The organism is Arcobacter arenosus, from assembly GCF_005771535.1.
Taxonomy (GTDB): Bacteria; Campylobacterota; Campylobacteria; order Campylobacterales; family Arcobacteraceae; genus Halarcobacter; species Halarcobacter arenosus.
In genome coordinates, this window is the sequence record NZ_VANU01000007.1 from 38,189 (window position 1) to 64,065 (window position 25,877).

Genomic DNA, 25,877 nt, shown 5'->3' on the forward strand with positions numbered 1-25,877 from the left:
TCCTTAAAATAACTCAATAGAATTGTCGTTTTTCGTGAACTTGTAAAACTGCCCTCTACCTAAATTTTTTGCTTCATATAAAGCTATATCTGTAGACCTCAAAATATCGTTGATTCCTTCTGCATCATCAGGGCAAATTAATATACCTGTACATATTGTTTTCATCAAAGATTGTTTTGTCTCTTCATTGATTATAACTTTTGCTTCCTTAAAATTATTTATTAACTTTTTTGCTATCATTATAGCATTGTTTTCATTATTTATATTATGTAGTATAACTAAAAATTCATCAGAATCAAACCTTGCTATTAAATCTGACTCCCTAATACTATTCTTTAGTATATAAGAAAGTTCTTTTATAACTTCATCTCCAATCTCATAATCAAACTCATCAACGACAGCTTTAAAGTGGTCAATACCTATTTTTAAAAATGCTAGTTTTTTACCTTCTCTATTTACAAGGGGTAAAATTGTTCTTAAGTATTCATAAACATAGTTTCTATTGTATAAACCTGTTAAAGTGTCTTTTATTATAGTTTCTTCAAGTTTTTGTTCTAAAAACTTTGCATATAAGGTTTGTGACAAAATGTTAAAGATTTTATTTAAATCATTATCATAATTTTTCTCTGATATATAATTGATTATTAAATCATCATATTTATTTATCTTTAAACAAATAATATTGTTTGCTTTTTCTTCATCTAAATTTGTAAAGATGATTTTATTTTTTATTGCAATTGAAAATTTTTCTATTGAAAATAAATCTTTTAGGGTAAAAGAAAGATGATTAGTTATCTCATCAAAACTGTTAAAACAGATTAAGTCTTCATTGAATTTTATAAGTGATTTTAAACTGATATCTAAACTATTCATGTTTCTCCTATAAATAGTTTTTCCAGTTTTCTAAAGATGGTCTTTCTGCTTGTAATGTTGTAGAAGAACCATGACCTGGATAAATTCTAATATTTCTGTTCCATGATAAAACTTTATCAATACTCTCTTTCATACTTTGAGGACTTGAAAATGGGAAATCTGTTCTTCCTATAGAGTTTTGAAAAATAAAATCTCCTGAAAATAGATTATTATCAATCTCAATGGCAGAACATCCTGGTGTATGACCAGGAAAATGATGAAACTTCACTTTTACCCCGTCAAAATCAAACTCTTCATCAGGTTCAACTAATACATCTGCATTTGATGGAGTCATTCCTAATCCATAAGGATCTTTTTGTAACATAAAATTGTCATCTTTTGGAGTATAGATTTTTAAACCTAACTCTTCACTTACTTGTTTATTAGACCATACATGATCAAAATGGCCATGTGTATTTAAAATTGCTATTGGATTTGTAACATTAGCCTTTACCCAATTTGTTGCACCCACACCAGGATCAATAATAAAATCTTTGTTGTCAACGCTTATTATGTAACAATTAGTTTGGTAATCCCCCATAGGCTGTATTTTAATTCCCATATTATTCCCTATAAAATTTAACTTTCATTTTGTTATTATAGTATATATTATAAAGGCTGTAAGGAAGTTTATGAATTATTATGAATCATTAGAAAAAGTGATATTAACAACAAACCCAAAAGAAAAAATTGAGCTTTTTGAAAAGTTTTATAAAAATTTTAAAGAAAAAAAATTATATTTTGAAAATACATATAAACCATATGAATTAATTAAACCCTCATATAATGATATTTTAAAAATTGTTTTACCAAAAGAGGTTAAACAAACTAAATATGTAAATACAAAAGAGGGTAAAAAGATTTTACTACATACAATTGCACATATAGAATATTCTGCAATAGATATGGCCTTAGATGCAGCATTAAGATTTAAAAATATGCCAATAAGTTATTATGAAGATTGGCTAGAAGTTGCCGAAGATGAGATAAGGCATTTTTTAATGCTTGAAAAATTATTAATTGAACTAGATTCATTTTTTGGAGATTTAGAGGTTCATACAAATTTATTCGAAGCACTTAAAAAAACTCCAGATATTCTTTCAAGAATGGCAATTGTACCAAGGTATCTTGAGGCAAATGGTTTAGAACAAAATCCAAAAATTATGGAAAAATTAAAATCAAATCCTGATGAGTTTAATGAAAAAATCATAAATGCATTAGAAATTATTTTAGAAGAAGAGGTTGAACATGTATCTAAAGGAGATAAATGGTTTAAATATCTTTGTGAAAAAGAGAATTTTAATGTTGAAAAAAAATATTTTGAGATATTAGAAAATATTTATCCCGGATCAACTTCTAAAAAATATGATTTAAATATTGAAGCTAGAAAAAAAGCAGGCTTTTCTTGTGATGAGTTAAAGTTTTTATCTAAAAAAGAGGATTGTAATTAATGATATAAAAGAGAATCTCTTTTATATCATAATATTTTTATTTTAAAATTTTGCGTTTGGAATAGGGTGGTTCTCAACTACAAAATCAATATCTTTATCTCCACGACCTGAAAGATTTATTAATATTGTTTTATCTTTTGGTAGTTGACTTGCAAGTTTCATGGCAAATCCAACTGCGTGTGCTGATTCAAGTGCAGGAATGATACCTTCAAGTTGTGATAATTTATAAAAGGCATCTACAGCTTCTTTATCATCACATAATCCAACTTTTGTTCTACCTATATCTTTTAAGTGAGCATGTTCAGGTCCAACAGATGGGTAATCAATTCCAGAACCAATTGAATATACAGGTGCTGGGTCACCATTTTCATCTTTTAACATTATCGAATTAAACCCATGCATAACACCTTCTTCACCGTAAGTTAACGTAGCTGCGTGATTACCTAATCCCTCACCTCTACCTAAAGGCTCAACACCATATAATTCAACTGAATCTTCATCGATAAAAGGTGCAAATATTCCCATCGCATTTGATCCACCACCAACACAAGCAACAATATTATCTGGCATTGCACCATTTTCATGTTCTGCAAATTGCTCTTTTGCCTCAATTCCAACTATACTTTGAAAATCCCTAACCATCATTGGAAATGGATGTGGCCCAACAACTGAACCAATACAATAAATTGCAGTATCTGCTTGCCCAACATAAGATTCAAAAGCAGAATCAACTGCTTCTTTTAATGTTTTAAGTCCATGGGTAGCTGGAATTACTTTAGCACCTAGAATTTTCATTCTTACAACATTAGGATGCTCTTTTGCAATATCAACTTCACCCATATGTATTTCGCACTCTAAACCAAAATAAGCTGCAGCTGTAGCTAAGGCAACACCATGTTGTCCAGCTCCTGTTTCAGCAATAACTTTTTTAAAACCCATATGTTTTGCCAAAATTACTTCAGCCATACAATGGTTCAGTTTATGGGCACCAGAATGGTTTAAATCTTCTCTTTTTAAATAGATTTTAGCTCCACCACAATAATTTGTTAAATTTTTTGCATATGATATTGGAGTTGGTCTTCCTTGATAATGTTTTCTAACATATTTAAGGTCTTCAATAAATTTAGGGTCATTTTTTAATTCGTTGTAAGTTTGTGTGATTTTAGCAAAAGGTTCTTCTAGCATAGGAGGAATAAAAGAACCTCCAAATTTACCAAAAAAACCTTTTTCGTCAGGGTTATTTTCTAGATAGTTTGATGACATATAATTTCCTTTTTTTTGTTCTTTTTAGATGTAAAGAACTTTCGTAAAGGAAATTATAGAAAATTATTTTTTAAATGTTACTTTTTTAGTTACTATTTGAACCAATTTTTTACTTTATCAAACATTGTTTCAAAGCTACTCTCATGTGGTTTACTCTCAACACCAAAGCTTTCTTGTAATTTTTCTAAAAGTTCTGTTTGTTCACTATTTAATGAATTTGGATAATTGATTTTAACTTGTACAATCAAATCTCCTTTACCATAACCTTGTACAGATTTAACACCTTCTCCATGGAATTTAAATTGTTCTTTATCTCTTGTTCCTGCAGGGATTTTTAAATCAAGTTCTCCCCTTAATCCAGGGATTTTAATTTCAGCTCCAAGTGCTACTTGTGTAAAGAAAATTGGAACTTCAAGATAGATATCATCATCATGTCTAACAAAATGAGAATCCTCTTTTACTCTAATTTGTAAATATAAATCTCCCCTTGATCCATCTGGAGCTATATTTCCTTTATTTGATACTCTAATTCTATTTCCATCGTTTACACCTTCTGGAATATTTACCTCAAAAGTATCTTTTATTTCATCATATCCTAAACCATTACATGACTTACATTTATCTCCAACTGATTGACCAGACCCATTACAATGTGGACATGTTTGTGCAAAAGTCATAAACCCTTGTCTCATGTGAATTTGACCTTGTCCTTGGCAATGTGAACAAGTACTTAGTTTTCCACCTTTTGCACCCGTCCCACTACAATCTTTACAAGCATTTTTATAGCTATATTTAACCTCTTTTTTACAACCAAATACAGCTTCATTGAATTCAACAACTAATTCAACTGCGATATCTAAATTGTAATTATAAGTTTTTCTTTCTCTTCTTCTTGAGCTTCCACCAAAGCCTCCAAATCCAGAGCCACCAAACATCTCTTCAAAAATTGAACTGATATCTTCAAATCCTCCAGAGAATCCTCCACCTCGACCATGTCCTTCAAGGCCAGCTTTACCGTATCTATCGTAAATTTGTTTTTTCTCATCATCACTTAAAACTTGATAAGCTTCATTTACAGCTTTAAATTTTTCTTCAGCTTCAGAGTCCCCTGGATTTTTGTCAGGGTGATATTTCATGGCCATTTTTCTATATGCTTTTTTTATGGTACTTTTATCCGCATCCTTAGTAACTTCTAATAATTCATAATAATCTACTTCAGTCAATTACTAACTCCTTGTTTAATTTAAATTTCGCGATTTTATCTAAAAATCCATTAATCTTTGATATAATTCGCCAATGAAAAAAGGTTTAGAAAAATTTTATGATTTAGTTGATGCTTTTGAGTCTTTACCAACTATTGGGAAAAAATCTGCAATTAGATTAGCTTATCATATTGTTATGAATGATTCTTATACGGGGGTTAAAATAGCCCATTCTATTGAAAATGCCCTTAAAAATATACAAAGATGTGTCAAATGTGGCTCTATGAGTGAGCATGAAATTTGTGAAGTGTGTTTGGATGATAGAAGACAAAAAAATTTAATGTGTATTGTCCAAAGTGCGAAAGATATTTTTATTATCGAGGAATCAAAACAATTTGATGGTTTATATTTTGTCATTGAAGATTTAGACCCTGACTCTATTGATAGACTTTTATCATTTGTAGCTGAAAATGGTGTTAATGAAATACTTTTTGCTATAACACCATCTTTGTCAAATGATGCATTTATTTTGTTTATTGAGGATAAATTAAAAGATTTAAATATAAAATTTAATAAAATTGCTCAAGGTGTTCCAACTGGTGTAAGTTTAGAAAATGTTGATATTTTATCTTTATCAAAAGCAATTCAAAGTAAAGTAAATATATAGATGAACAGAATATATTGTCAAAAATGTATATATTATTATGTAACTTGGGATCAGAAAAAACCACATGGATGCAATGCTTATGGATTTAAATCACAGGCAATACCATCTTTAGTAGTAAAAAGAAGTAGTGGAATGGAATGTTCTTTTTTTCAATTGAAGAATAATAAATGAATTTAGTCTATTCTAAAAAATATGTTACTGCTTTTGAAACAAATACAATTAAAATTATTAGGTATTGGATAGGGAATGTCGATGTATTAAGCTTATTAAAAAAGTATAATATTGATATTGCTTTTTTTATAAAAGAATTTGCCCTTGATGTAATCTCTTACTACTTAGGAATATTTAAAAATATTAATAAAATTGGTGATTGTCCCTCAATTGATAAATTAATTGAATATTTAAAAAAAGAAGGTATTACATCTTCTGAACTATTTATTTTATGTAATAATTTTAGAAACTCTCTTGAAAAAGTTAGTTTTGAACTTAAAATTGCAGATCAGCAACTATTAGAAGAACTCAATTATGTATATACAAAAAATTTTACTTCAATTTTAGATAAATATAATAATTCTTTTTCACGGATACAAAGAAAACTTGATAAAACAAGTGACATAATTGATAGATATGTAATTACTTCAAGAGTATCTGCAAAGGGAAAAATTTTATATGCATCGGAAGCATTTTCTAATATTTCTGGTTTCTCTAAAGAAGAATTAGTTGGAAAATATAATAATATCCTAAAACACATCGATATGCCAAAGAAATTCTTTAATGAATTTTATAATCTTATAAAAAAGAAAAGCAGTTTTTCTGGTGAAATTAAATGTTTGAAAAAAAATGGAAGCTTTTATTGGGTTGATGTTTTAATCTCACCACATTATGATACTAACAATGAATTTATGTATTTTGATTTACTCTCACATAATATTACTTCAAGAAAAAAACTTCAACAGCAAAAGAAAATGCTAGTTGAACAATCAAAACTTGCTGTAATGGGAGAGATGATTTCCATGATTGCACATCAATGGAGACAACCTTTACAAGCTGTATCAATAATGTCTCAGAAGATATTGATAAATAAAAGCCTTGAGGGTGAAGTAAGTGAAGAGTTTTTAGAAGAAACAATAAATAATATAAATACTCAATTAGATTATATGAGTAAAACCATTGATGATTTTAGAGATTTCTTTTTACCAAATAAAGTAAAAGAAAAAACTAGCATAGAGTTTGTAATTAATAAAGCATTAGAGTTTGTCTCTTATTTAATAAAAAATGATTCAATTGATATAAATATTGAAAAAGGTACTGATACTAATATAGAACTATTTATCAATGAGATAGTTCAAGTTATTATAAATATCATAAAAAATGCAAGAGACGTACTAAGTGAGAGAAATATTGAAAATAAACAAATAAAAATAAGATATTTTCAAGAAGAAAATTTTTTAGTTATAGAGATAGAAGATAATGCAGGTGGAATAAGTGATAAGGTAATTGAAAAAATATTTGACCCATATTTTTCAACAAAAGATAATAAAAATGGTACAGGCTTAGGATTATATATGTCTAAAACTATTATTGAAAAACATAGCGATGGTATTTTAGATGTTCAAAATACTAAAAATGGGGCAATGTTTATTATAAAACTACCAATAAATAATACTTAGCAACTGTTTTACATTAGTATTTAACAATGTAATAAAATCTAAAATAAATAATGACAAAAGTTAATTGTGGAAATAAAGTAATTTTTTTGTAAAATAAGCTTTCGTATACGAATTTAGGAGTGATAATTGTTATATAAAGAATTGAAAGAAAGTATTAGAACATTAGGATTTCTAACAATAGAAGATTTTGTACATTATATTGGAGTAACTCCATCAGATTTACTTGAATGGGAAGAAAAAGATGAAGTTCCTTATACTGTCTCACTTATTATTCACCTTTTAAAAGGAGATGTTGATTTACCAAATAACGCTGCACTTGATAATCTTGTAGAAGAGTGTTTACCTTTGGCTGAATTACTGGAAGAAGCATCATCTTTTCCTCATAAACTAGAAGAGATGTTTTTATTACAAAAACAATTAAATGATTCTACAAATGGTAAAAACTGGGAATTAGGTCAAAATAAATTTGGAAAAGAGATAAATTGGCTTAGATGTATTCATATGGAAGTTGCTGAATTAATTGATTCAACACCATGGAAACATTGGAAAAATATAAATGCAGCACCAGATATGAATAATATTCATGTTGAACTTGTTGATATTTGGCATTTTTTAATGTCTTATATATTACAAGAAACAAATGTACCAAAAGCTGTTTCTTTAGTAAATACTCATTGTATATATGAAGCTGTAGAAATTGAAGAGATTGATGTAAAATTAATGGTAAAAGAAGCTGAAAAATTGTCATATATCTCTTTGGCAATAGAAACAGGAAATATGCCTTCATTTAGTGGAGTTGAAAGATTTATTGACCAATTCTTTAGATGTTGTAAAATCTCTGGTTTATCTTTTATGTGGTTACAAAAACTTTATATTGGTAAAAATTGTTTAAATAAATTTAGACAAGACCACGGATATAAAGAGGGGACTTATATAAAAGAATGGAATGGTGATGAAGATAATGTAGTTATGGTTTCTATTCTAGAGAAAATGGAAAATGTTAGTTTTGAAGAACTATATACTGCTTTAGAAAAAAACTATCCTGGAAAATAAACTAAATTAAAAGTTAAGAGAAAATCTCTTAACTTTTCTTAAAACTGGAATTTCTTTTTTAATACGAAAAATACTTGAATCGTTTTAAATTGTACATAAATAAATGGAATCATTAAAATAAAATATCCAACAGAATATTTTGTTAATACTTCATTATATGTTAAACCTAAATTTATGAAAAACATTCCAAATACCATAAATGCAACACCTGGACAAATAAGAGCAAATGCCACAGAAGATTTATTTTCATCTGAATAAACATATTTTTCAAAATAGTTATTCATTTTCATAACTTTATATCCTAAAATTCCAAATAGAATTTGAAGTGATAGAATAGTTGAAGATAATGTAAATAGAGAAGATTTACTCATGTGAGAATCAAAATTATGATCTAAGCCAAAAGATACTCTAATCATCATAATACCAAGTAGTGTTAAAATTGGAATTATAATCCACAATGATGGTGAAGCTTCAACAGAAATTCCTTTTTCAAACATATTTGTAAATCCAAGTGTCATTTTAATGATTATTAAAAGAACTGCAAAAGATCCAAAAAAGATAGCTCCAAAAATACCAATGGCATTTATTGTTAGATTGTGACTCATAGCTCCAGGAGCTGCAAATCCAACTGCAACCATTGAAAGAGCAAAAATAGAAATCATTTGTGAAAGGTTATTATTCTTTGTAAAGTCAAAATCACCTGCAGTTAAAAGTCTTGAGAAGTAATTAAATAAAATTTTTAAAGCAAAATAACCAGTTGTCATAAATCCTATAATTGCGAATGGAAACATATACTCAACAATACTCCATAATTTTGGTACAAAAACTGCACCTAACACAAAACATACATTAATTGTCATTGCAAATGTTAAAGGAATTGTCATTAGTGTAATTTCTGCATTTGTTCCAAGTAATTGCTTATATGAATCACTTTTCTTGTAAATATTAAACTGTTTTGTATTCCATATTAAAAGTTTAAAATGAAAATATGCAAAAGCAATTATAAAAACTAAAGAAAAAGCAATAACAAATGATAACCATGTCCCTTTTAAAAGTTCTGGAAAGATGAAATCAAATGTTGCCAAGGGAACACCTTCATGGGGTACTAAAAACATTAAATACATAAAAAATGATACAGATAAACCTCCTGCTCCCAATGATGCTAAAAAACACATCGGATTAAACTTTTCTCTATATTGCATATAAACCCTTTTATTATAAATTTTTTTGAATCATACACAAAGAATTATTAAAAAAACATAAGTAAATATAATAAGTTTTACTTATAATTAAAAAACATACAGAAAGTATTTTAAGAGCAATAAGGATAAAATTTCGAATGTATAAAATTTCAGTAGATAAAGAACTTTTTAAAAATATTCAATTCAAAAAAACAAAAATATTAGAAAAAGCAACATCTCTTTATTGGAAAAGAGAATTATTAGAACCTAGAATAGAAAATGATAAAATAAAGTACACAATAAGACAACTTGATAAACTTAAAATCACTAATGGTTTAGGGGATGATAAACCACAACTTATTATAGAGTGTGAAAAAGTTGATTATTCTTTTAAAAAAGATCTTTTTGAATTTTATCTTGGAAAAATATTAGAACAAAAAAATACTGATATTCAAGAAGATTATAAAGATTCCTTAATAAAACAATTATTAAGGGAAAAAGCTGCCTTAGAAGATGATATGAATAAAGACCATCTAACACAAGTTTATAATAGACGAAAGATGGAAGCTGATTTAGATCTTTTTATAAATCAAAATAATTCTGACCTTTTATGTACTGTATTTATTGATGCAGATAGATTTAAAGGTATCAATGATAATTTTGGACATGATGCAGGAGATAGAGTTTTAATATACCTTGCAAAAAAACTACAAAAATATGCAAAGATATTAAATGGTGAGGTTTATAGGTATGGTGGGGAAGAGTTTGTTATTTTATGTTTTATAAAAAAATCTGAGTTGATCTCAAAGTTAAATGATTTAAGAGCAGAAATTAAAGCTCAAAGGATATATCACAAGATTAGAGATATATCTGTTACAGTTAGTATGGGAATCTCTTTTTTTAGTGAGTGTAAATCAAAAGATGAAATGCTTATTAAAGCTGATAAAGGTGTTTATAAAGCTAAAAGTAATGGAAGAGATAGGGTAGAGTTTGGTTAGTATTGTAGAGATTTCTCTCTACATTACTATTTACCTATTTTTTCAGCAATAGCTTGAATATCTGCATCAGAAAGACCTGCAACTTGAGGTGTCATAACTGCTTTCATTGGCCCACCATAAGTTCCATCTTTATATCCTTTTAATGAATCAATAATCTCTTGTTTTGTCATATCTTTCATTATTTTAGACTTTCCTAAAGCTACCTTTTCTCCATTTGCACCGTGACATGCAACACATTTTGCATATGGATTTGCAAAAGCAGCTCCAGCTAAAATTGCACTTAAAATTAATACTTTCTTCATTATCTTCTCCTTAAATTTTATTTTTAAAATTATAAGTAAAGATTGTAGAATAAAAATGGATTTATGTCAATAAAAAAATAATTATTTTTTAAAAAAGTATAGTATTTTTAATACTATACTATTTTAAAGAGTCTAATAATTCCGCTTTTAATTCCTCTTTGTTAATTTTATTCTTATCACTTGGAATTAGAGGAAGTGATTTTTTATAAATTATTCTATTTGGAATCATATAAGAAGCTAGATGATTTTTAAGTTCAAAAGTTATCTCTTTTGGAGGAATTTCACTTCTAGCGCTATAAACCATAACTATCTCTTCTTCAATTTCATCATTAGGAATTGAGAAAATTGCACATTGATCAATTTGTGGGAAATTCTTTTCAACAACTGATTCAACCTCAAAAGGGCTTACTCTAAAACCTCTAGTTTTAATCATATCATCACGTCTACTTACAAAGTAAAAGTATCCCTCTTCATCTTTATAAACATAATCTCCTGTTGCAACAACAATTTCATCTCTTAGTTGTCCCTCTAAATTGATTACATTTTTTAGAATTTGAATTGATTTAAATCTTTGAGCTGTTTCAATTGGTGCATTCCAAAAACCTTTGTAAATATATCCACCTCTGTGGATTAATTCACCAACTTCTCTTGGCTTACACTCAAATCCCTCTTCATTGATAACATAAAGTTCAACATCTGGAATAGCTTTTCCTATTGATTCAGGTCTAATATTTATTTGTGATGGTTCTAAATATGTAGATCTAAATGCTTCTGTTAAACCATGCATTGAATAAAAGTTTACATGTGGAAAATATTTTTGAATATCTTTTACCATTTTAGGCGTAACATTTCCACCTGAAGAAGTTATTGTTTTTACATTCGATAATAATTCAGGACTTGGTATTCTATGCTCATCTTCATCAAACATTGCATTTATAGTTACAGGCATCATTGCAACAACTGTAACCTTATCATTGATTAAATGGTTGAAAAAATCACTTGGTAAAATAAATCTATGTAAAGCTAATGTTGCTCTTTTGTAAAGTGAACAAAAAATCTGATTTAAACCATAATCTAGGTTAAAAATTAAAATTCCAGAAAGAACATCATCTTCTTGTAAATCTAAATATGAAGAAACAACTCTTGCACTATCAATTAAGTTTCTATGAGATATTACAATACCTTTAGGTGTTCCTGTTAATCCAAAAGAATAAGTAATTACAGCATTATCATGACCATTTACAGTAGTTTCATATGGTTTTTTATAGTATTTAAAAATCTCTTCAAAAGATGGAATATCTTTGTGTGCAGTTTCATATGAAATGATATGTCCATCAAAGTTAATTGATTCAATAGACTCAAGTTTTAATTTATCAGTAATAATACATCTAATATCACAATCATTAATTATATATTCCACTTGTTCACTTTTAAGTAACTTTGTAAGTGGTACAAGTACATAATTGGTAGATAATATAGCTAGTATTGCTATAACTTGGTCCATACCTTTATTTGAATATATACCAATTCTACTTCCTGCTGGTAAATCTAACTCTTTTAAATAAAAAGCAACTTGATTAACTTTTTTTAATAACTCTTCATAAGTAATAGATTTTTCATTATGTTTAATTGCTATTTTATCACTATGTGTTAAAGCTGCACTTTCAATTAATGATCTTATACAATTTATTGACATTTGTTGCTCCTTTATTTATTCATACCCAAAGTCCAAATATCATAATTGTTATCCATCACGATAGTTGGGTTATGGTTAGAGTTTAAAATCTTCTTATAGAAAAATGATACAATATCTTCTATTTCCTCTTGCTTGAGAACTTTTGTAATTCCACCTGTTAGCACAATAGAGTTAAGTACATTCAGTTTTAAATTAACATAGGCTTTTCTAAAAGTTGAAACTTTGCATAAAACTAAGAATATGGCTAATTGCATTAATATTCTAGTATTTTTTTCACCTTGTTCATCAAAAATATTTTCAGTAACTTTTAAATGGGCTAATAATTCATAAACAAATTCATTGTTTTTAGCTGCAAAGATTAATGATTCTCTTGATTTATAAACACCAAGTTTTTTAAATACTAATCTATCATATTCATTTTCAGTAACCATATTTTCATCAACTAAGTCTTTTGAATAGTGAATATCAGTTGTTGCACCACCAATATCTATCAAGATATATGGATTAGCAACTGAAAACTTACTATCAATCATTGGTAAAGTTTTATTTACAATATATGGTGTTGAGTAGATTTGGTTTGATGTAATATCATATAGACTTTTTATATCTTCTTTACCCATAATATCAGCTTGATAAAGATTTGTTAAATACTCTTTTAAATGTTCCTCTTCCACATGAAGTCTATTTGTAATAATATTTGGAAGAACAACAAGGTTTTCTATTTTTTCTTTTAAAGAAGGAGCTTCCTTTGAACTTCCAACATATACAATATTTGAATATTTTATTTTTTCAAGATATTCAAATAATTTTTCATCAAAAATATTAGAAACAGAGTCGATTCCACCTACAACAATTACTACATCGATTAAATCACTTGGAATTGAAGTTTTTTCAATATCCTTATATAAAACAGTGTCAATAATATTAATACCTGAATTAAAGGCGATATTAGTAGCATATTTTAAAGAAAAAGAGTTAGTAACACCAATAATTAATGTACTTAAACCACCGTTAGCTGATGAACAAATATATACATCATCTTTTTTATAATTATGTATTGTATCACCACATTTATATGTTAAATCATCATAAATATCTTTATTAAAATCTCTAAAATGTTGCTCAACTCCATGTACTGTACATACTTTAAAATATGTACTTCCAACATCAATTAATAATTTATCATTTATTTCACTCATATTTATCCTTACCACTGCATAATACCGATATCATGGATAATATCGTTTACGATTGATGTAGTATCTTTTTTTAAGTCACATTGAGATTTTTCATATTCAAAACATCTGTCTGGAATAGGAACTTTACCTCTATCTATTATTCTAATATTTTTATTTTTATCTCTTATTGTAATCATATTATTGTGATTAATAATATGTGGAGAGAATGGTACGTCTATAGTTCCATTTTTAATTGAATTAAAAACTTTTCTCCATAAGGTATCTGCAGAGTCATTAAATACTGCTTCCATAATAGCCATAACTTCAGCAGTTAGGTTTTCCTCTTCCTCTTTGTCTACAATATTTGGTAAACCATTTAAAATTCTAAGTAAGTATTGAGTATTTGCAACAGTTTCTGCATTTGCTTCTTTTGTTGGAATTCCCGATGCTTCTTGTTTTGTTTTTGTAATAATTTTATCAGCTCCAACCATTGAAGCAATAACCGTACTCATAGAGATTAGTTGAGTCGCATAGTTCTGATTTTCAGGGAATGCCCCCATCCATTGGTGATAAACAAGATGAATATCTGCATCTTCACACCCAATCTCTTTAGCATAATATTTTGCCATTTTCTTTAAAACTGCAGCTGTTACAATATCTTGATTCATAGAACCTTGTTGTGAAAAAGAAACAGAAAATGATTTAACTCCCTCTTCAAGAGAAAGTAACATCTCTAAAAGTTGTATTACAATAGTGATACAAGGTGGAACTAAAGTAGCAGTTAGTGGACCAAATGATTCTCTATTGATTGGTTCATTTAGTTTTGAATATTGAGCACATACTCTTTCTACATATTTCCAGTATAAAAATGCTTTATCAAGTGGAAAGTTCTTAGAGTAGGGTAAAAGGTAAGTTATTGGACCACCTTCAATCTCAAAAATTCCAGAAGCAATTGCTGTTTCAATTAAAAGTCTTGCATCTGGAGTACCATGTCTTAAAGATATAGGCTTATTGAAGTGAGTCATCATTTTTCTAGTAGTTCTATATCCATGGTTAATTAAAGGGTAACCATTTAACATATCAACTTCACTCTCTTCAGAAAGTCTAAGCATCTTTTTAGAAGTTGCATAATCATTTAATCTTGTATTTGAATCAATTGTACAAGGAAGAACGTCTACATCAGCATCATTAAAAAACTCATATAAAGCAAACATTTTATTGTATGTAGGAAAACCACCTCTTGGTTGTACTAACATTTTATTTTTTGTTTTGAAATTATAAGAGATAAACAAATCTTTTGAAGCATTTTTAACAAAGTCTTCAACTTCTGCAAAATCAAAATTATCAACATATTCATTGTTTAAGATAATATTTCTTTCTTCTTGAAGTAAACTCATTATTTTCTTCCTTCCATGAATTTTTCAAGTTCATCTAAACCAGTATTTAAATCTACTTGGTGAAATACTAAATCAAAACCATAATTTTTAAATCTAGGAACAATATCATCAGCACTCCCTGTACCAACTACTAAGTTACCACCAATCATAAACACAACATTGTCTAATAAATTACCATATTGAGCTTTTAAGATTCTAAGTTCTCTTGCCCAACCTTCTGCTTCACCATTAAGTGATGAGATTAATAATATATCTGCATTTGTCTCAATCACTGCATCAATAAACTCTTCAAGGTAAGTATTAACACCTAAGTTAAATACTTCAAATCCCCTTGCTTGCAGTGAAAGCTCTATAAGTCTGTTTGCTACTACGTGGATATCATTCCCCACTACGCCAGTTACTACTTTCATGTACTTTACCTGTTATTTTTATTGTTAAAAAGGTGCTTATATTATCTAAAAAAGGGTAAAAATTAGATTAAGGTATTTACTTGGTTTCTTCCATTATTTTTTGATTTATAAAGGGCATTGTCAGCTCTGTTTAAAATATCGTCAATATTGTCACCTTTTTTGTATTGGCTAATCCCAAAACTTGCAGTTATATTTTTGAATATCTTAAAATCATGTTTTTCGATATGACTTTTTAGTTTAAGTGCCACATTTTCGCCAACATTTAAGTTTGAATTTGGACATATAATTAAAAATTCTTCACCACCCCATCTACCTATATGGTCAACTTTTCTTGTGTGTTGTTTAAGTATATTAGAAATTTCAACAAGTATTTTATCTCCAATTAAATGACCAAATTGATCATTAATATTTTTAAAATGATCCACATCTAAAATTATTAATGAAAATTCAGTATTATACCTTTGTGCATATGAAATCTCTTTTTCTAATAGATTATCTAGTTGTCTTCTATTAAAAACATTAGTTAATGTATCTTTAATAGAAAGATTTTCAATTATTTTTTTATCAGTAATATCTTGATTTATTGTTGTATAACATTTGATATTCCCAAATTCATCAAAAGTAGGAGAGATAAGAAGTTTTATCCAAAATTCACTTCCATCTTTTCTAAGGTTTTTAATCTCGCCATCCCATCTTTTTCCTGATGTTACGGTTTTCCACATATCTCTGTATAAAGTTCGAGGTGTATCAGGATGTTTTAATACACTATGTTTTTTACCAATTAGTTCATTTTTTTTATAACCTGTTATATGGCAATAAGCAGTGGAAATATTAGTAATAATACCTCTTGTGTCTGTTGTTGAAATAATTACATTCTTATCAATAATATCAACATATTCATTAACACTATTTTTATTATTTACTTCTTTTGTAATATTTTCAATAAATCCATAAATATATTCAATATTTCCGTCATCATCTTTTTTAAGTATTTTTGCTCTAGATGAAAAATATTTTATTTCATTTCTTTTTTTCTCTAAGAATGGAAAAATCTTAGAATATTCAGTATCTTTAGATTTTAAACAATCTTTAAAATCATCGAAAAAATCACATGAGTTAATAGGGTGTTTATTTTTGTCATTTGGTAAATTGAAATTCACAGACATTAGTTTATTACAGTAAAAATGCTCAGGATCATTTTTGCAGTCAATTAACCACCAAGCTATGTCAGAAAAGTTAAGGATTTGTTCAATATTATTAAGATATGCCTCAAGCAAATTTTTCATAGGGAAAAGTATACAATAAATATTATTACTTTTATATAACTTTTTAATAATTTTTTAAAAAATAAAAGAAAACTTTTTAAATAAATTTGTTTATTATAATTTTAAAGCTTGTGTTTTGTTTTTCTGATTTGACTTTTATTTCACCTTTAAAATGTTTTTCTATGATAGTTTTGCACATATAAAGTCCTAATCCTGTACCATTTCTCTTCTCTTTTGTTGTGAAATATGGATCAAATATTTTATCAATTATATTTTTGGGAATTCCTCCAGCATTATCTTTTATAATTATTATTTGTTCATCATGAGTTTCTTTATAGCTTATATTAATAGTTGGGTTTTCTATTTTATTTTCACTAAATGCATCTTGCGAATTATTTAGTATATTTAACATTACTTGTAAAAGTTCATTTTTATAGATATATAACTTATTTAATTTGATTTTTTTGTTTGTAACTTTTATATTAGAAAGGGGTTTATTTAACATCTCTAAAGAGATATCAACTATATAATCTAAACTTACAAGCATTTTTTCTTTGTCTTTTTTGAAAAAATTTCTAAAATCGTCAATTGTTTCAGACATATAAATGATATATTTATCCATATCAACTAGTTTATTTTGTAAACTTTCTTTATCGATTTTATCAATTTCAAGTCTAAATTTTAAGTTTGAAATGGCTGCTGCTATTGAAGCTAAAGGTTGTTTCCATTGGTGTGCAATCATAGAAATCATTTCTCCCATTGCTGCCATTCTTGATTGTTCTATTAATAAAGTTTCATTTTGTTTTAATTCTGTTAAATTTAGTACATATAAAATTTTGTAAGAGCTATTTTCATATTCAAAATCTTTAATTTTTATGATTGCTGGAACAATCTCAGCATTTTTTGAAAATAAGGTAACCTCTTCATAAATATCATTATTAAATTCTAAAAATTTTTTATGTATATTAGGTATTAAAATTCCTGTAGCTAATTTATTTATTAGTTCCTCTTTTTTTTCATACTTTAATATATCAAGCATAGCATTATTTATATTCTTAATAAAACCATCTTCTATTATTATAATTCCCTCAATTGTATTATTAAATAAAGAATCTAAATATTTATTATCCATTATTTTTATACCTTTTATAAATTATTTTTATAGTATAATTTAATAATTCTTTTTGGGAGATAAAATGGTCGATTATATAATGCTTGAAAAGTATGCAAAAAACAAAAGTGTTCTTTTGGTTGAAGATGATGAAAATATCATTAAAGAGACTAAAGAATTACTTGAACTTATTTTTTCAAATGTTATAGTTGCAAAAGATGGTGATATAGGTATTCAAAAATATCTAAATTACAAAAAAGAAAATGATAAATATATTGATTTAGTAATTACCGATATACAAATGCCAAAAATGGATGGTATTGAGCTTACTAAATTAATCTACAAAGAGAATAGTGAGCAACTTTTAATAGTATTATCAGCTCACAGTGAAAGTCATTATTTACTTGAGTTAGTTAATATAGGAATCTCACATTTTATAACAAAACCACTAAATTATGACTCTTTTGTTCATGTTTTGTATACAAAACTTAAAGAGGCAAATGACAGTAAAAATGATGAAATTAATACTTCTATAGTTGTTATTGATAAAGAATTAAAATGGGATAAAGAGTTAAATCAAATTTATCAAAATAATCAAATTGTTAAACTTACTAAAAAAGAAACTAAGCTTTTAGAGTTACTTTTAAAATATCCAGAAAAGACACTAAGTGTTGAAGCTATATTAAATTATTTATGGTTAGATGATGAAAATAATGCTCCTGATATAGCTAATTTAAAAAATATTATCTCAAGATTAAGAAAAAAAATACCAACTATTGATATTGAAAATGTTTATGGTTTTGGTTACAGAATTAACTTAAATTATACAAAATGATACTTTTTTAATACACTCTTTGTATATACTTCTTATATAAGCAGGAGGTGTATTATGACACAACCAGAAAATTCAAAAAATTTTACAGTACTTTATGTAGAAGATGAATCTTTTATAAGAACCAATGTAGAAGGTTGCCTTAAATATTTTTTTAATGTAATAGTAGCAAAAGATGGGCAAGATGGTTTAAATATATTTTCTAATGAAAAAATTGATTTAATAATTACTGATATTAATATGCCCAATAAAAATGGATTAGAGATGTTAAATGATATAAAATTGATTAATCCATCAATTCCATGTATTGTAACATCTGCCTATGATATTGATATTATAAATAAAACAAAAAATTTAGGTGTTTGTCGTTATATTACTAAACCTTTTGATATAAAAGATTTATTAAATGATTCATTAAAGATTTTGAAAGAAAATGTATAAAAAGGCTTTAAAACCTTTTTATACTAAGAGTATTCGTTTTTATAATCTACATAATGACCAGCGTGTTTTATTAATTTTTCAACATCCTCATCAGTCAATGTTTTTACAACTTTAGCAGGGCTTCCCATGATTAAACTTTTTGGAGGAAACACTTTTCCAGAGGTAACTAAAGAGTTAGCCCCTACAATTGAACCTTCTCCAATTACAGCATGGTCTAATATTGTCGCACTCATTCCTATTAAACAATTATTTTCAATGGTACAACCATGAAGCATAACTTTATGTCCAATAGTAACATTATCACCTAATATTGTTTTTGAATCTGTATCCATATGAATCATTGATAAATCTTGTACATTTGTATTCTTACCAATGATAATATCGTTTACATCTCCCCTTAAAACACATCCAAACCAAATTGATGAGTTTTCTCCAATAGAAACTCTTCCTATTATATCTGCACTTGGTGCAATCCAAGCACTCGAATCTATTTTTGGATAATGTTCTTTAAATTTTAATATCATCTTTTCCCCTTAGAATTAAAGGAATTATTATATCTTGGAGAGTTTAAAAATGCAAGAAGCAAAATAGTTTAACTATTTTGCTTCATATTTTATAATTACAGGCTCTGAGTAGTTTGGAACTTCATCATAGGTAAAGATTGCATAATATTTATCAATGTCTTTAGCTCCAAAGTCATCAAAGGTATAGTTATCCGTTCCTGCATAAAGTTTTTGTCCATCGTGAGTAGAATAGGGCTCTCTAAATGCATTTTTAATAACTTTAGTTCCTTTAAATCCAATCTCTTTAGGATTTTCCCAGCTTATTTTGATTTTACCATTTTCCAAAGATAATGAAGTATTTGTAACTTTTGGAAGCGGATATCTTCTTTTAGGAATATGTTCTATAATTAATTTTGGAGAAAGTGCTTGGTTTTTAATCTCCCACGATACACTTTTATTTTTAATACTCTTTTTAGAAGAAGTTGGTTTTAAAACAAAGGCTACATCAGATTTATTTTTTAGTTTCTCATTTAAAATAATCTCTGCAAAACTATCAAATAAGAAATATTGAGTTTGATTGTTTTTTAATTCATTTGCACTAACATCATATCCAATATTTTGAATAATCTCTCGATTTGCTATTGAATCATAATCTTGGTCAATATTTTCATCCACAAATTCAAGATGAAATCGAATATCATCTTTTATATAAATATTTGTAGAGTTCAATTCAAAATAAGCTTTAGTAATCATTGTATCTTCATATGGAGGCATTGAAGATAGATTAAACTCAAAGGTAGAATATATTTTTTTACCATTTTCATCAAAACCTGATGAGATTCCATCTTGATTGATACTATTTCTACTAACTGTAAATACTTCTTTTGGATATAACTCAGTTATAGTTGGTTTTATTGTGTATGTTAATTCTAATCTTGGTCTATAAGTTAAACCATAACCAAATTTTCCATATCCTATATCCCATTGCATCATTTGTCTAGTACGACCAATAATTAACTCTTTTGGACCTTCAACCCTAAATACAACTTTTCCATATTTTTGACCCATTTCTTGAAGGGTTTTACACTCCATACCCGAAAAACTCCATGTTCTCCAAATACCTTGAGTTAATTGGTGAGATTCTGTAGGTCTTCCAACATATTGGATAATTTGCATATTATCAACATCTTCATATTTAGTGATATCACCCATAGTTTCTTGGTTTACAATACCAACATTCCATTCACCATATTTTTCAATAGTTGTAGAAACTCTATTAATGGGATAAAGGTTTATTGAGGCATCTTTAATGATTGCATTTTCAGGAACAGATTTTAAACTAACTGTTACAATAGCATAAGAGATACCTTTATTTTCATCTATTCCTACAAATAAAGAGTTTACTCCAAAATGTGAAGCATTATTGTTTAAATTCTCTGCAACATATCCAGTTTCTTTAGCTGTTGCATAATAAGTTCTACTAAACTCATCATAATCACAATCTGTTCTAAGTCTTATTTGAGGATAAAAAGGTGACTTCTCTCCTGTTAATTTATTTACAACTCTAATATTGTAGAAATAATCTTTATTTGAAGTTAGATTAATATCACTAAATTCTAAACTTTGTGTTCGTGCAATTAAATTTGAACTATTACAAAATTGTTTATCTTTTTGGGCTCTATAAATTTCAAAGAAAATATTTTCATTTGTTTCATATCCCCATTTTAAATTTACATGGTGGGAACCAATTTCAGTAATTTCAAAACTATCAACTCTTTTTACTGAATTGTTTTTTGAATAGTTTGGTACTTCATTCACTGCATAAAGTAATGCTGGAATATGCTCCCTTAAGTTTTCATTCATATCATCCATATAATCACTTATATTTCTAGTCCCCACTTCTACAACAGTAGAGATAATCCCTAAAGAATGATAAAATTCTCTTCCGCTTCCTGAAATTAATTTAATAGGCGGTTTTCCTTGATGAATACCATATTCTCTACCTGAAATTTTTCTAATCTCTTCAGCCATATTTGCACATAAAGTGTTCATATCTGTGGTATCAATTGTATCTTCATGTCTAAAGTCATGTGCCGGGAAGAATACATTTCCTTGAGAATGGTAATCTAAAGCAATCGTAATATTTTTATGGGTTTCAACAAAATCTCTTAATGCTCTAGTTTCAGGTTCAGAAAATGGTTCTGGACCTCCATATACATTAGATGTTGTTTTTGTTGATTTTACATAACCTATTGGAAAGTTTCTATTTAAATCAACACCATAAGAACCATCAATATTTGGTCTTCTATTTTTTCTCCAAAAAGAGAAATGATTATAAGAATAATCAAAACCATCTGGATTTGCACATGGAACCATATAAATTGTGGTTCCTTTTAAATATGATTGTATAGTTGTATCTGTATCTAATTTTTCTAATATATATTGTGCAAATTCTACTGCTAATTCATGTCCTATCCATTCTCTAGCATGGATAGTACCAGTAAAAAATAGTGCTGGTTGTTCATCTGCTTTTTTAATATCCATAGAGATAGTAATTAGATTAATATCTCTTTTTTCCCAAGTTTGACCTATAGATTCTAACTTGAAATTATTAGGAAATTTTTTTTCTAAATCTTTAAAAATTTCAGTCGATTCATTATATGATCGATAAAGTTGTTTCAAAAATTACTCTCCTATTTTAAGTCTAGATTTTAACTGAGCTAATTTGTTTTTGCCAATTCCCTCAAGCTCTTTTAATTGATCTAAATCTTTTATCCCTTTATTTTTATTTCTGAATTCAAAAATATTTTTTGCAAGTTTAGCACCAATACCTTTTATTTTCTTTAATATTGATTCGTCAGCTGTGTTTATGTCAACTCTCATGTCATCTAAATTTTCATCCCAAGTTTTTAGAACTTGTTCATCTATAGATTCTAATTCTAATAAATCGCTTGAATCAGTAATAACATTGTTTTTTGCATATTCGCTAATCTCTAAAGCTAAATCCTCTTCCATCCCATGTAAAGTCATTAAATCTGTTAAAGATGCACAATTTAAATTTATTTTATTAATCTCTAAATTATCTCTTATTGCATTTTTTGATAACTCTTTTGCAATTGGTAACTTTTCAGGAGCAATAGAAGCAGGTACATCACTTGGTAAGCTAGGTTCTGCAATTTCCATTTTGAATTTATCCTTTGGTTCATTAATAAAATAAGTTCCATCACAAGATGGTTTGTATTTACTAAAGCCAATGTGTCTCATTGTTCTTAATAATGATGAATCAATTTTACCAAGCTCTTCCCATGAGAATAAAGGAACATGTGGCATAGGAAATCTACCGTTTGAAAAATCCCACATTAAATATTGACAAATCCAATCTCGAATATAAGGAAAAGCTGCAAACGCAGTTGCACATTCTAGTATATAAGCTTTGTCAGTTTTTGCATCAATAGCAATATCACAAGCCCAGTATTCAGCTTTTGCAGCTTTACTTGCTTCAACTGCTAATTCTAAAGCATTCATTGGAACATTTTCATATGACATAGAACCACCTTGAGAAGTATTTGTAATCCATTGTCCTTCCCCAGAAAATCTCCAAAAGGCACAAACAGGTTTATGCCCAATTAACATAACTCTAATATCTCCAGAGAATTTTAAATCTATGGCATCTTGTGTATAAATTGGGTTGTATTTTTCTTTTTCCAGAAGAGTTTTAGCTTCTTTATAATTATCAACTTTATGAACATAATATCCGCCATAATTTGATGGTCCATAACTTCTTTTTACTATTTGTGGATATTTAGCTTTGTTTTTAAGATATTTGAACCCTTTTTCTTTGTTATAAAAGATTTTTGTATAAGGTACTGATAGATTATACTTTTCACAAAAAAGTGTAACATTCTCTTTTGATTTATTTGAAAATTGTGTTTCTAAAGATGGAACAAATCTAACATTTGGAAGTTCTTTTGAGATTTCAACAAATGTATCGTAAGCTGTTGCAGGAATATTTCCTATTAGTACATCAATTTTTTTTCTTTTAACCTCTTTTATAAATCTATTTTTATCATTTTTCCAATGGTATGTAACCGTTTCAATTTTGTCTGGCCAACCTTTGAAATTTGATTTGTCAAAGAATCTCAAAACATAATCTAAATACAAAAAACCTAACTTTGGTAATTTTTTCATTCCTACTTTTCTCCCTAGTTTATTAATTATTTTTTAGTTTTTCTATCAATTAAATCAACAATCAATTCAATTTTTTTATCATTATAGTCTATACCGATTTTTTCTTGCTCAGGAGTTATAAATGCAGGTATTCCATTAACCTCTAAAACAATATATTCTTCTTTTTTTCTATCATAAATAATATCAACTCCAGCGATATCAAGACCAGTAACTTTAGCGGCATTTAGTGCCAATTCGATTACACTATCTGGAATCTCTCTTTTGAAAACACTTCCACCACTTGTAACATTTGTTCTCCAATCTGTTCCGCTAGCTCGTCTCCCATATCCACCAACATAAGTGCCATCTACAATATCAATTCTAAAATCACTATTGTCATAATCAATAAATTTTTCAACATAAAAAAATCTTAAATCCATTTGATTTAAAAAAGGCAATAACATATCTAGAGTTTCTTCATTTTCTATTTTAGTTAATCCGACTCCACCCCAACCATCAGTTGGTTTGTAAACCATTTTATCCCATTTTTTAATTATCTTTTTTAATTGCCATGTATCATCTCTATGACAAAGTTTATAATCAGCAGTTTGTATTTTATTTCTTCTTAAAACAAATGAAGTATGAAATTTGTCTTCAGTTAATTCAAATGATTCAAAAGAGTTAATCATTGGAATAACTTTGCTTAGGGCCTTATATAAATACATTTGATATTGAGTTTGTTCCCCTGCATTGTATGAAAAAAATAAATCTAATTTATCTAATTTGATATTTTTGCCATCTCTTTCATATAAAATGTGACCATTTTTTGCAATTGCATCTCTAAGGTTAATATTAGGAATAACCTCAATTCCTCTTTCATTTAATTGTTCAATAATTTTTTTTTGAATTATATCCCCACCACCATTTTGGTATAACCACATACCAATTGTTCTTTCTCCCATAAATTCTCCTAATTTTTATATTCCTACTATTTTTGTTGATAAAAACTTAAAATTTTTGTCATCATTTCAATTCTTTGTTCAAATGAACTTTTTAATGCCCTTTCTTTTTTTGTATGGTCGCCATCTCCATAAGGACCAAAGCCATCAATTGTTGTTACTCCACAACTTGCAACAATATTGGCATCGCTAACACCACCTCTTCTTTCAGTTTGAATTTTTTGATTAGTCAATTCTTCAAAAAATTTAATCAAATCCAATTGATTTTGGTTTTGCTCCATTACTCCTCTTTGGATTATCCCCTCAGCATGGGAAATGGTTCCTTCAACGAAAGATTTATTAGTAATTTCTTCTACACTTTTCATAACTCTTTCTTGTTCACTAACTTTATCAAACCGAAACTCCATATGCATCTCACAATGGGGCGATACAGTATTAATTCCAATACCACCTTCGATTTTCCCTACATTTACAATAGTTCCTTCATCAAAGTTTATTAATTCATGAAATTTTTGAAGTTTAATTGCCCCTTCAAGATTTGCATTGATACCTTTTTTGTATGAAGTTCCCGCATGTGCAGCTTTCCCCTCAACTTTTATAATGTATCTTCCTACACCTTTTCTTGCGGTAACTACCTCAAGTTTTTTTCCAGCTGCTTCAAATACAAAACAATAATCATAATCCTTTGCAATCGATGATGTTACCTCTTTTGAGTCATCACTTCCTGTTTCTTCATCGGAAACCAATAAAAAGTCTATATTGAAAATTTCTTTGTTTTTATTAAAAATATTTCTAAGAGATTGTAAGGCAACAATATTACCACCTTTCATATCACATACACCTGGACCATATATCCAATCTTCATCTTCACTAAAACCCTCAAAATAACCATTAGGAAAAACAGTATCGTTATGTCCTAATAAAAGTATTTTTTTCCCATCTTTTTTAGCAGATTGATATAAGATATGATCACCAATTAATTCTCTTTTGTATATTTTTTTGGAAAAGCCAAGATCTTCTAGCCATTTACTCATGTAGCCACTAACTTCGTCAACACCATGTTTATTATGAGTGTATGAGTTAATATTAATGATTGTTTCTAAGTCTCTTAAGTAGTTCAAATTTACCCTTATTCGTTTAATAGGGCAGTCTTTAAAGTAAGAAAGCCAAGTAATTATATAATTACTTGACTTATATGTGTAGTTTAAGCTGGTTACTT

24 protein-coding genes are annotated in these 25,877 nt (G+C 27.6%); 7 read left to right on the forward strand and 17 right to left on the reverse strand.

Annotated elements, in window-relative coordinates; all coding sequences use genetic code 11:
• Positions 1-3: 3 nt before the first annotated feature.
• Together FDK22_RS13970 and FDK22_RS13975 are read right to left on the reverse strand one after the other, a co-directional pair.
• The gene (locus tag FDK22_RS13970) at positions 4-873 is read right to left on the reverse strand and encodes a GGDEF domain-containing protein (RefSeq protein WP_138153605.1); all 870 of its coding nucleotides are present in this window, start codon (positions 871-873) and stop codon (positions 4-6) included.
• A gap of 7 nt (positions 874-880) precedes the next feature.
• Positions 881-1,474: an MBL fold metallo-hydrolase gene (locus tag FDK22_RS13975; protein ID WP_138153606.1), complete on the reverse strand. Its 594-nt coding sequence runs from the start codon at positions 1,472-1,474 to the stop codon at positions 881-883.
• A 70-nt stretch (positions 1,475-1,544) separates the two neighbouring features.
• Here FDK22_RS13975 and FDK22_RS13980 point away from each other — a divergent pair, with 70 nt between their 5' ends.
• Complete coding sequence (locus FDK22_RS13980; protein ID WP_138153607.1) at positions 1,545-2,363, forward strand: ferritin-like domain-containing protein; 819 nt, start codon at positions 1,545-1,547, stop codon at positions 2,361-2,363.
• 42 nt (positions 2,364-2,405) lie between these two features.
• Here the strand turns inward: FDK22_RS13980 and trpB are convergent, their stop codons facing one another.
• Both trpB and dnaJ read right to left on the reverse strand, forming a co-directional pair.
• Positions 2,406-3,626: a tryptophan synthase subunit beta gene (gene trpB / locus FDK22_RS13985; RefSeq protein WP_138153608.1), complete on the reverse strand. Its 1,221-nt coding sequence runs from the start codon at positions 3,624-3,626 to the stop codon at positions 2,406-2,408.
• Positions 3,627-3,718: 92 nt separating this feature from the next.
• Entirely contained in the window at positions 3,719-4,849 is a 1,131-nt protein-coding gene (gene dnaJ, locus FDK22_RS13990) for a molecular chaperone DnaJ (protein WP_138153609.1), read from the reverse strand.
• 73 nt (positions 4,850-4,922) lie between these two features.
• Between dnaJ and recR the strand changes: the two genes are divergently transcribed.
• The 3 genes from recR (at position 4,923) to FDK22_RS14010 (ending at position 8,218) form a co-directional block, all read left to right on the forward strand.
• Positions 4,923-5,495 carry a recombination mediator RecR gene (recR, locus tag FDK22_RS13995; RefSeq protein WP_138153610.1) on the forward strand — a complete coding sequence of 191 codons (573 nt, stop codon included), beginning with the start codon at positions 4,923-4,925 and terminating at the stop codon, positions 5,493-5,495.
• 167 nt (positions 5,496-5,662) lie between these two features.
• Positions 5,663-7,165 carry a PAS domain-containing sensor histidine kinase gene (locus tag FDK22_RS14005; protein ID WP_138153612.1) on the forward strand — a complete coding sequence of 501 codons (1,503 nt, stop codon included), beginning with the start codon at positions 5,663-5,665 and terminating at the stop codon, positions 7,163-7,165.
• Between the two features lie 126 nt (positions 7,166-7,291).
• Complete coding sequence (locus tag FDK22_RS14010; RefSeq protein ID WP_138153613.1) at positions 7,292-8,218, forward strand: dUTP diphosphatase; 927 nt, start codon at positions 7,292-7,294, stop codon at positions 8,216-8,218.
• 38 nt (positions 8,219-8,256) lie between these two features.
• Here the strand turns inward: FDK22_RS14010 and FDK22_RS14015 are convergent, their stop codons facing one another.
• Positions 8,257-9,420 (reverse strand): TsoY family (seleno)protein, encoded by a 1,164-nt coding sequence (locus FDK22_RS14015; protein WP_138153614.1) that lies wholly within the window; start codon positions 9,418-9,420, stop codon positions 8,257-8,259.
• A 137-nt stretch (positions 9,421-9,557) separates the two neighbouring features.
• On the opposite strand from FDK22_RS14015, the gene FDK22_RS14020 reads away from it, so the two are divergent.
• Complete coding sequence (locus FDK22_RS14020) at positions 9,558-10,397, forward strand: GGDEF domain-containing protein (protein ID WP_138153615.1); 840 nt, start codon at positions 9,558-9,560, stop codon at positions 10,395-10,397.
• Positions 10,398-10,423: 26 nt separating this feature from the next.
• Here the strand turns inward: FDK22_RS14020 and FDK22_RS14025 are convergent, their stop codons facing one another.
• From FDK22_RS14025 to FDK22_RS14055, 7 genes are all read right to left on the reverse strand, one after another.
• A complete protein-coding gene (locus FDK22_RS14025) occupies positions 10,424-10,699 on the reverse strand; it encodes a c-type cytochrome (protein ID WP_138153616.1) in 276 nt (91 codons plus the stop codon).
• 118 nt (positions 10,700-10,817) lie between these two features.
• Complete coding sequence (locus FDK22_RS14030; RefSeq protein WP_138153617.1) at positions 10,818-12,395, reverse strand: AMP-binding protein; 1,578 nt, start codon at positions 12,393-12,395, stop codon at positions 10,818-10,820.
• An 11-nt stretch (positions 12,396-12,406) separates the two neighbouring features.
• Positions 12,407-13,594 (reverse strand): glutamate mutase L, encoded by a 1,188-nt coding sequence (locus FDK22_RS14035; protein WP_138153618.1) that lies wholly within the window; start codon positions 13,592-13,594, stop codon positions 12,407-12,409.
• Positions 13,595-13,602: 8 nt separating this feature from the next.
• On the reverse strand, positions 13,603-14,970 hold the full coding sequence (locus FDK22_RS14040; protein ID WP_138153619.1) for a methylaspartate mutase: 1,368 nt from the start codon (positions 14,968-14,970) through the stop codon (positions 13,603-13,605).
• Complete coding sequence (gene glmS, locus FDK22_RS14045; protein ID WP_138153620.1) at positions 14,970-15,380, reverse strand: methylaspartate mutase subunit S; 411 nt, start codon at positions 15,378-15,380, stop codon at positions 14,970-14,972. Before glmS ends, FDK22_RS14040 begins: the two co-directional genes overlap by 1 nt.
• A 62-nt stretch (positions 15,381-15,442) precedes the next feature.
• Positions 15,443-16,657: a sensor domain-containing diguanylate cyclase gene (locus FDK22_RS14050; protein WP_212745009.1), complete on the reverse strand. Its 1,215-nt coding sequence runs from the start codon at positions 16,655-16,657 to the stop codon at positions 15,443-15,445.
• Positions 16,658-16,742: 85 nt separating this feature from the next.
• Complete coding sequence (locus FDK22_RS14055) at positions 16,743-17,777, reverse strand: sensor histidine kinase (RefSeq protein ID WP_138153622.1); 1,035 nt, start codon at positions 17,775-17,777, stop codon at positions 16,743-16,745.
• Between the two features lie 64 nt (positions 17,778-17,841).
• Here FDK22_RS14055 and FDK22_RS14060 point away from each other — a divergent pair, with 64 nt between their 5' ends.
• Together FDK22_RS14060 and FDK22_RS14065 are read left to right on the forward strand one after the other, a co-directional pair.
• Complete coding sequence (locus tag FDK22_RS14060; RefSeq protein WP_138153623.1) at positions 17,842-18,591, forward strand: response regulator; 750 nt, start codon at positions 17,842-17,844, stop codon at positions 18,589-18,591.
• A 54-nt stretch (positions 18,592-18,645) separates the two neighbouring features.
• On the forward strand, positions 18,646-19,029 hold the full coding sequence (locus FDK22_RS14065; RefSeq protein ID WP_138153624.1) for a response regulator: 384 nt from the start codon (positions 18,646-18,648) through the stop codon (positions 19,027-19,029).
• A gap of 23 nt (positions 19,030-19,052) precedes the next feature.
• Here FDK22_RS14065 and FDK22_RS14070 read toward each other — a convergent pair whose 3' ends face one another.
• The 5 genes from FDK22_RS14070 to FDK22_RS14090 all read right to left on the reverse strand — a co-directional run bounded on the left by FDK22_RS14070 (position 19,053) and on the right by FDK22_RS14090 (position 25,779).
• Positions 19,053-19,553 carry a gamma carbonic anhydrase family protein gene (locus FDK22_RS14070; protein WP_138153625.1) on the reverse strand — a complete coding sequence of 167 codons (501 nt, stop codon included), beginning with the start codon at positions 19,551-19,553 and terminating at the stop codon, positions 19,053-19,055.
• A gap of 72 nt (positions 19,554-19,625) precedes the next feature.
• Positions 19,626-22,214 carry a M14 family zinc carboxypeptidase gene (locus FDK22_RS14075; RefSeq protein WP_138153626.1) on the reverse strand — a complete coding sequence of 863 codons (2,589 nt, stop codon included), beginning with the start codon at positions 22,212-22,214 and terminating at the stop codon, positions 19,626-19,628.
• 3 nt (positions 22,215-22,217) lie between these two features.
• A complete protein-coding gene (locus tag FDK22_RS14080; protein ID WP_138153627.1) occupies positions 22,218-23,720 on the reverse strand; it encodes a helix-hairpin-helix domain-containing protein in 1,503 nt (500 codons plus the stop codon).
• A 26-nt stretch (positions 23,721-23,746) separates the two neighbouring features.
• Positions 23,747-24,661: an ATP-grasp domain-containing protein gene (locus tag FDK22_RS14085; protein ID WP_138153628.1), complete on the reverse strand. Its 915-nt coding sequence runs from the start codon at positions 24,659-24,661 to the stop codon at positions 23,747-23,749.
• Positions 24,662-24,687: 26 nt separating this feature from the next.
• Complete coding sequence (locus FDK22_RS14090; RefSeq protein ID WP_138153629.1) at positions 24,688-25,779, reverse strand: M20 family metallopeptidase; 1,092 nt, start codon at positions 25,777-25,779, stop codon at positions 24,688-24,690.
• Positions 25,780-25,877 lie beyond the last annotated feature (98 nt).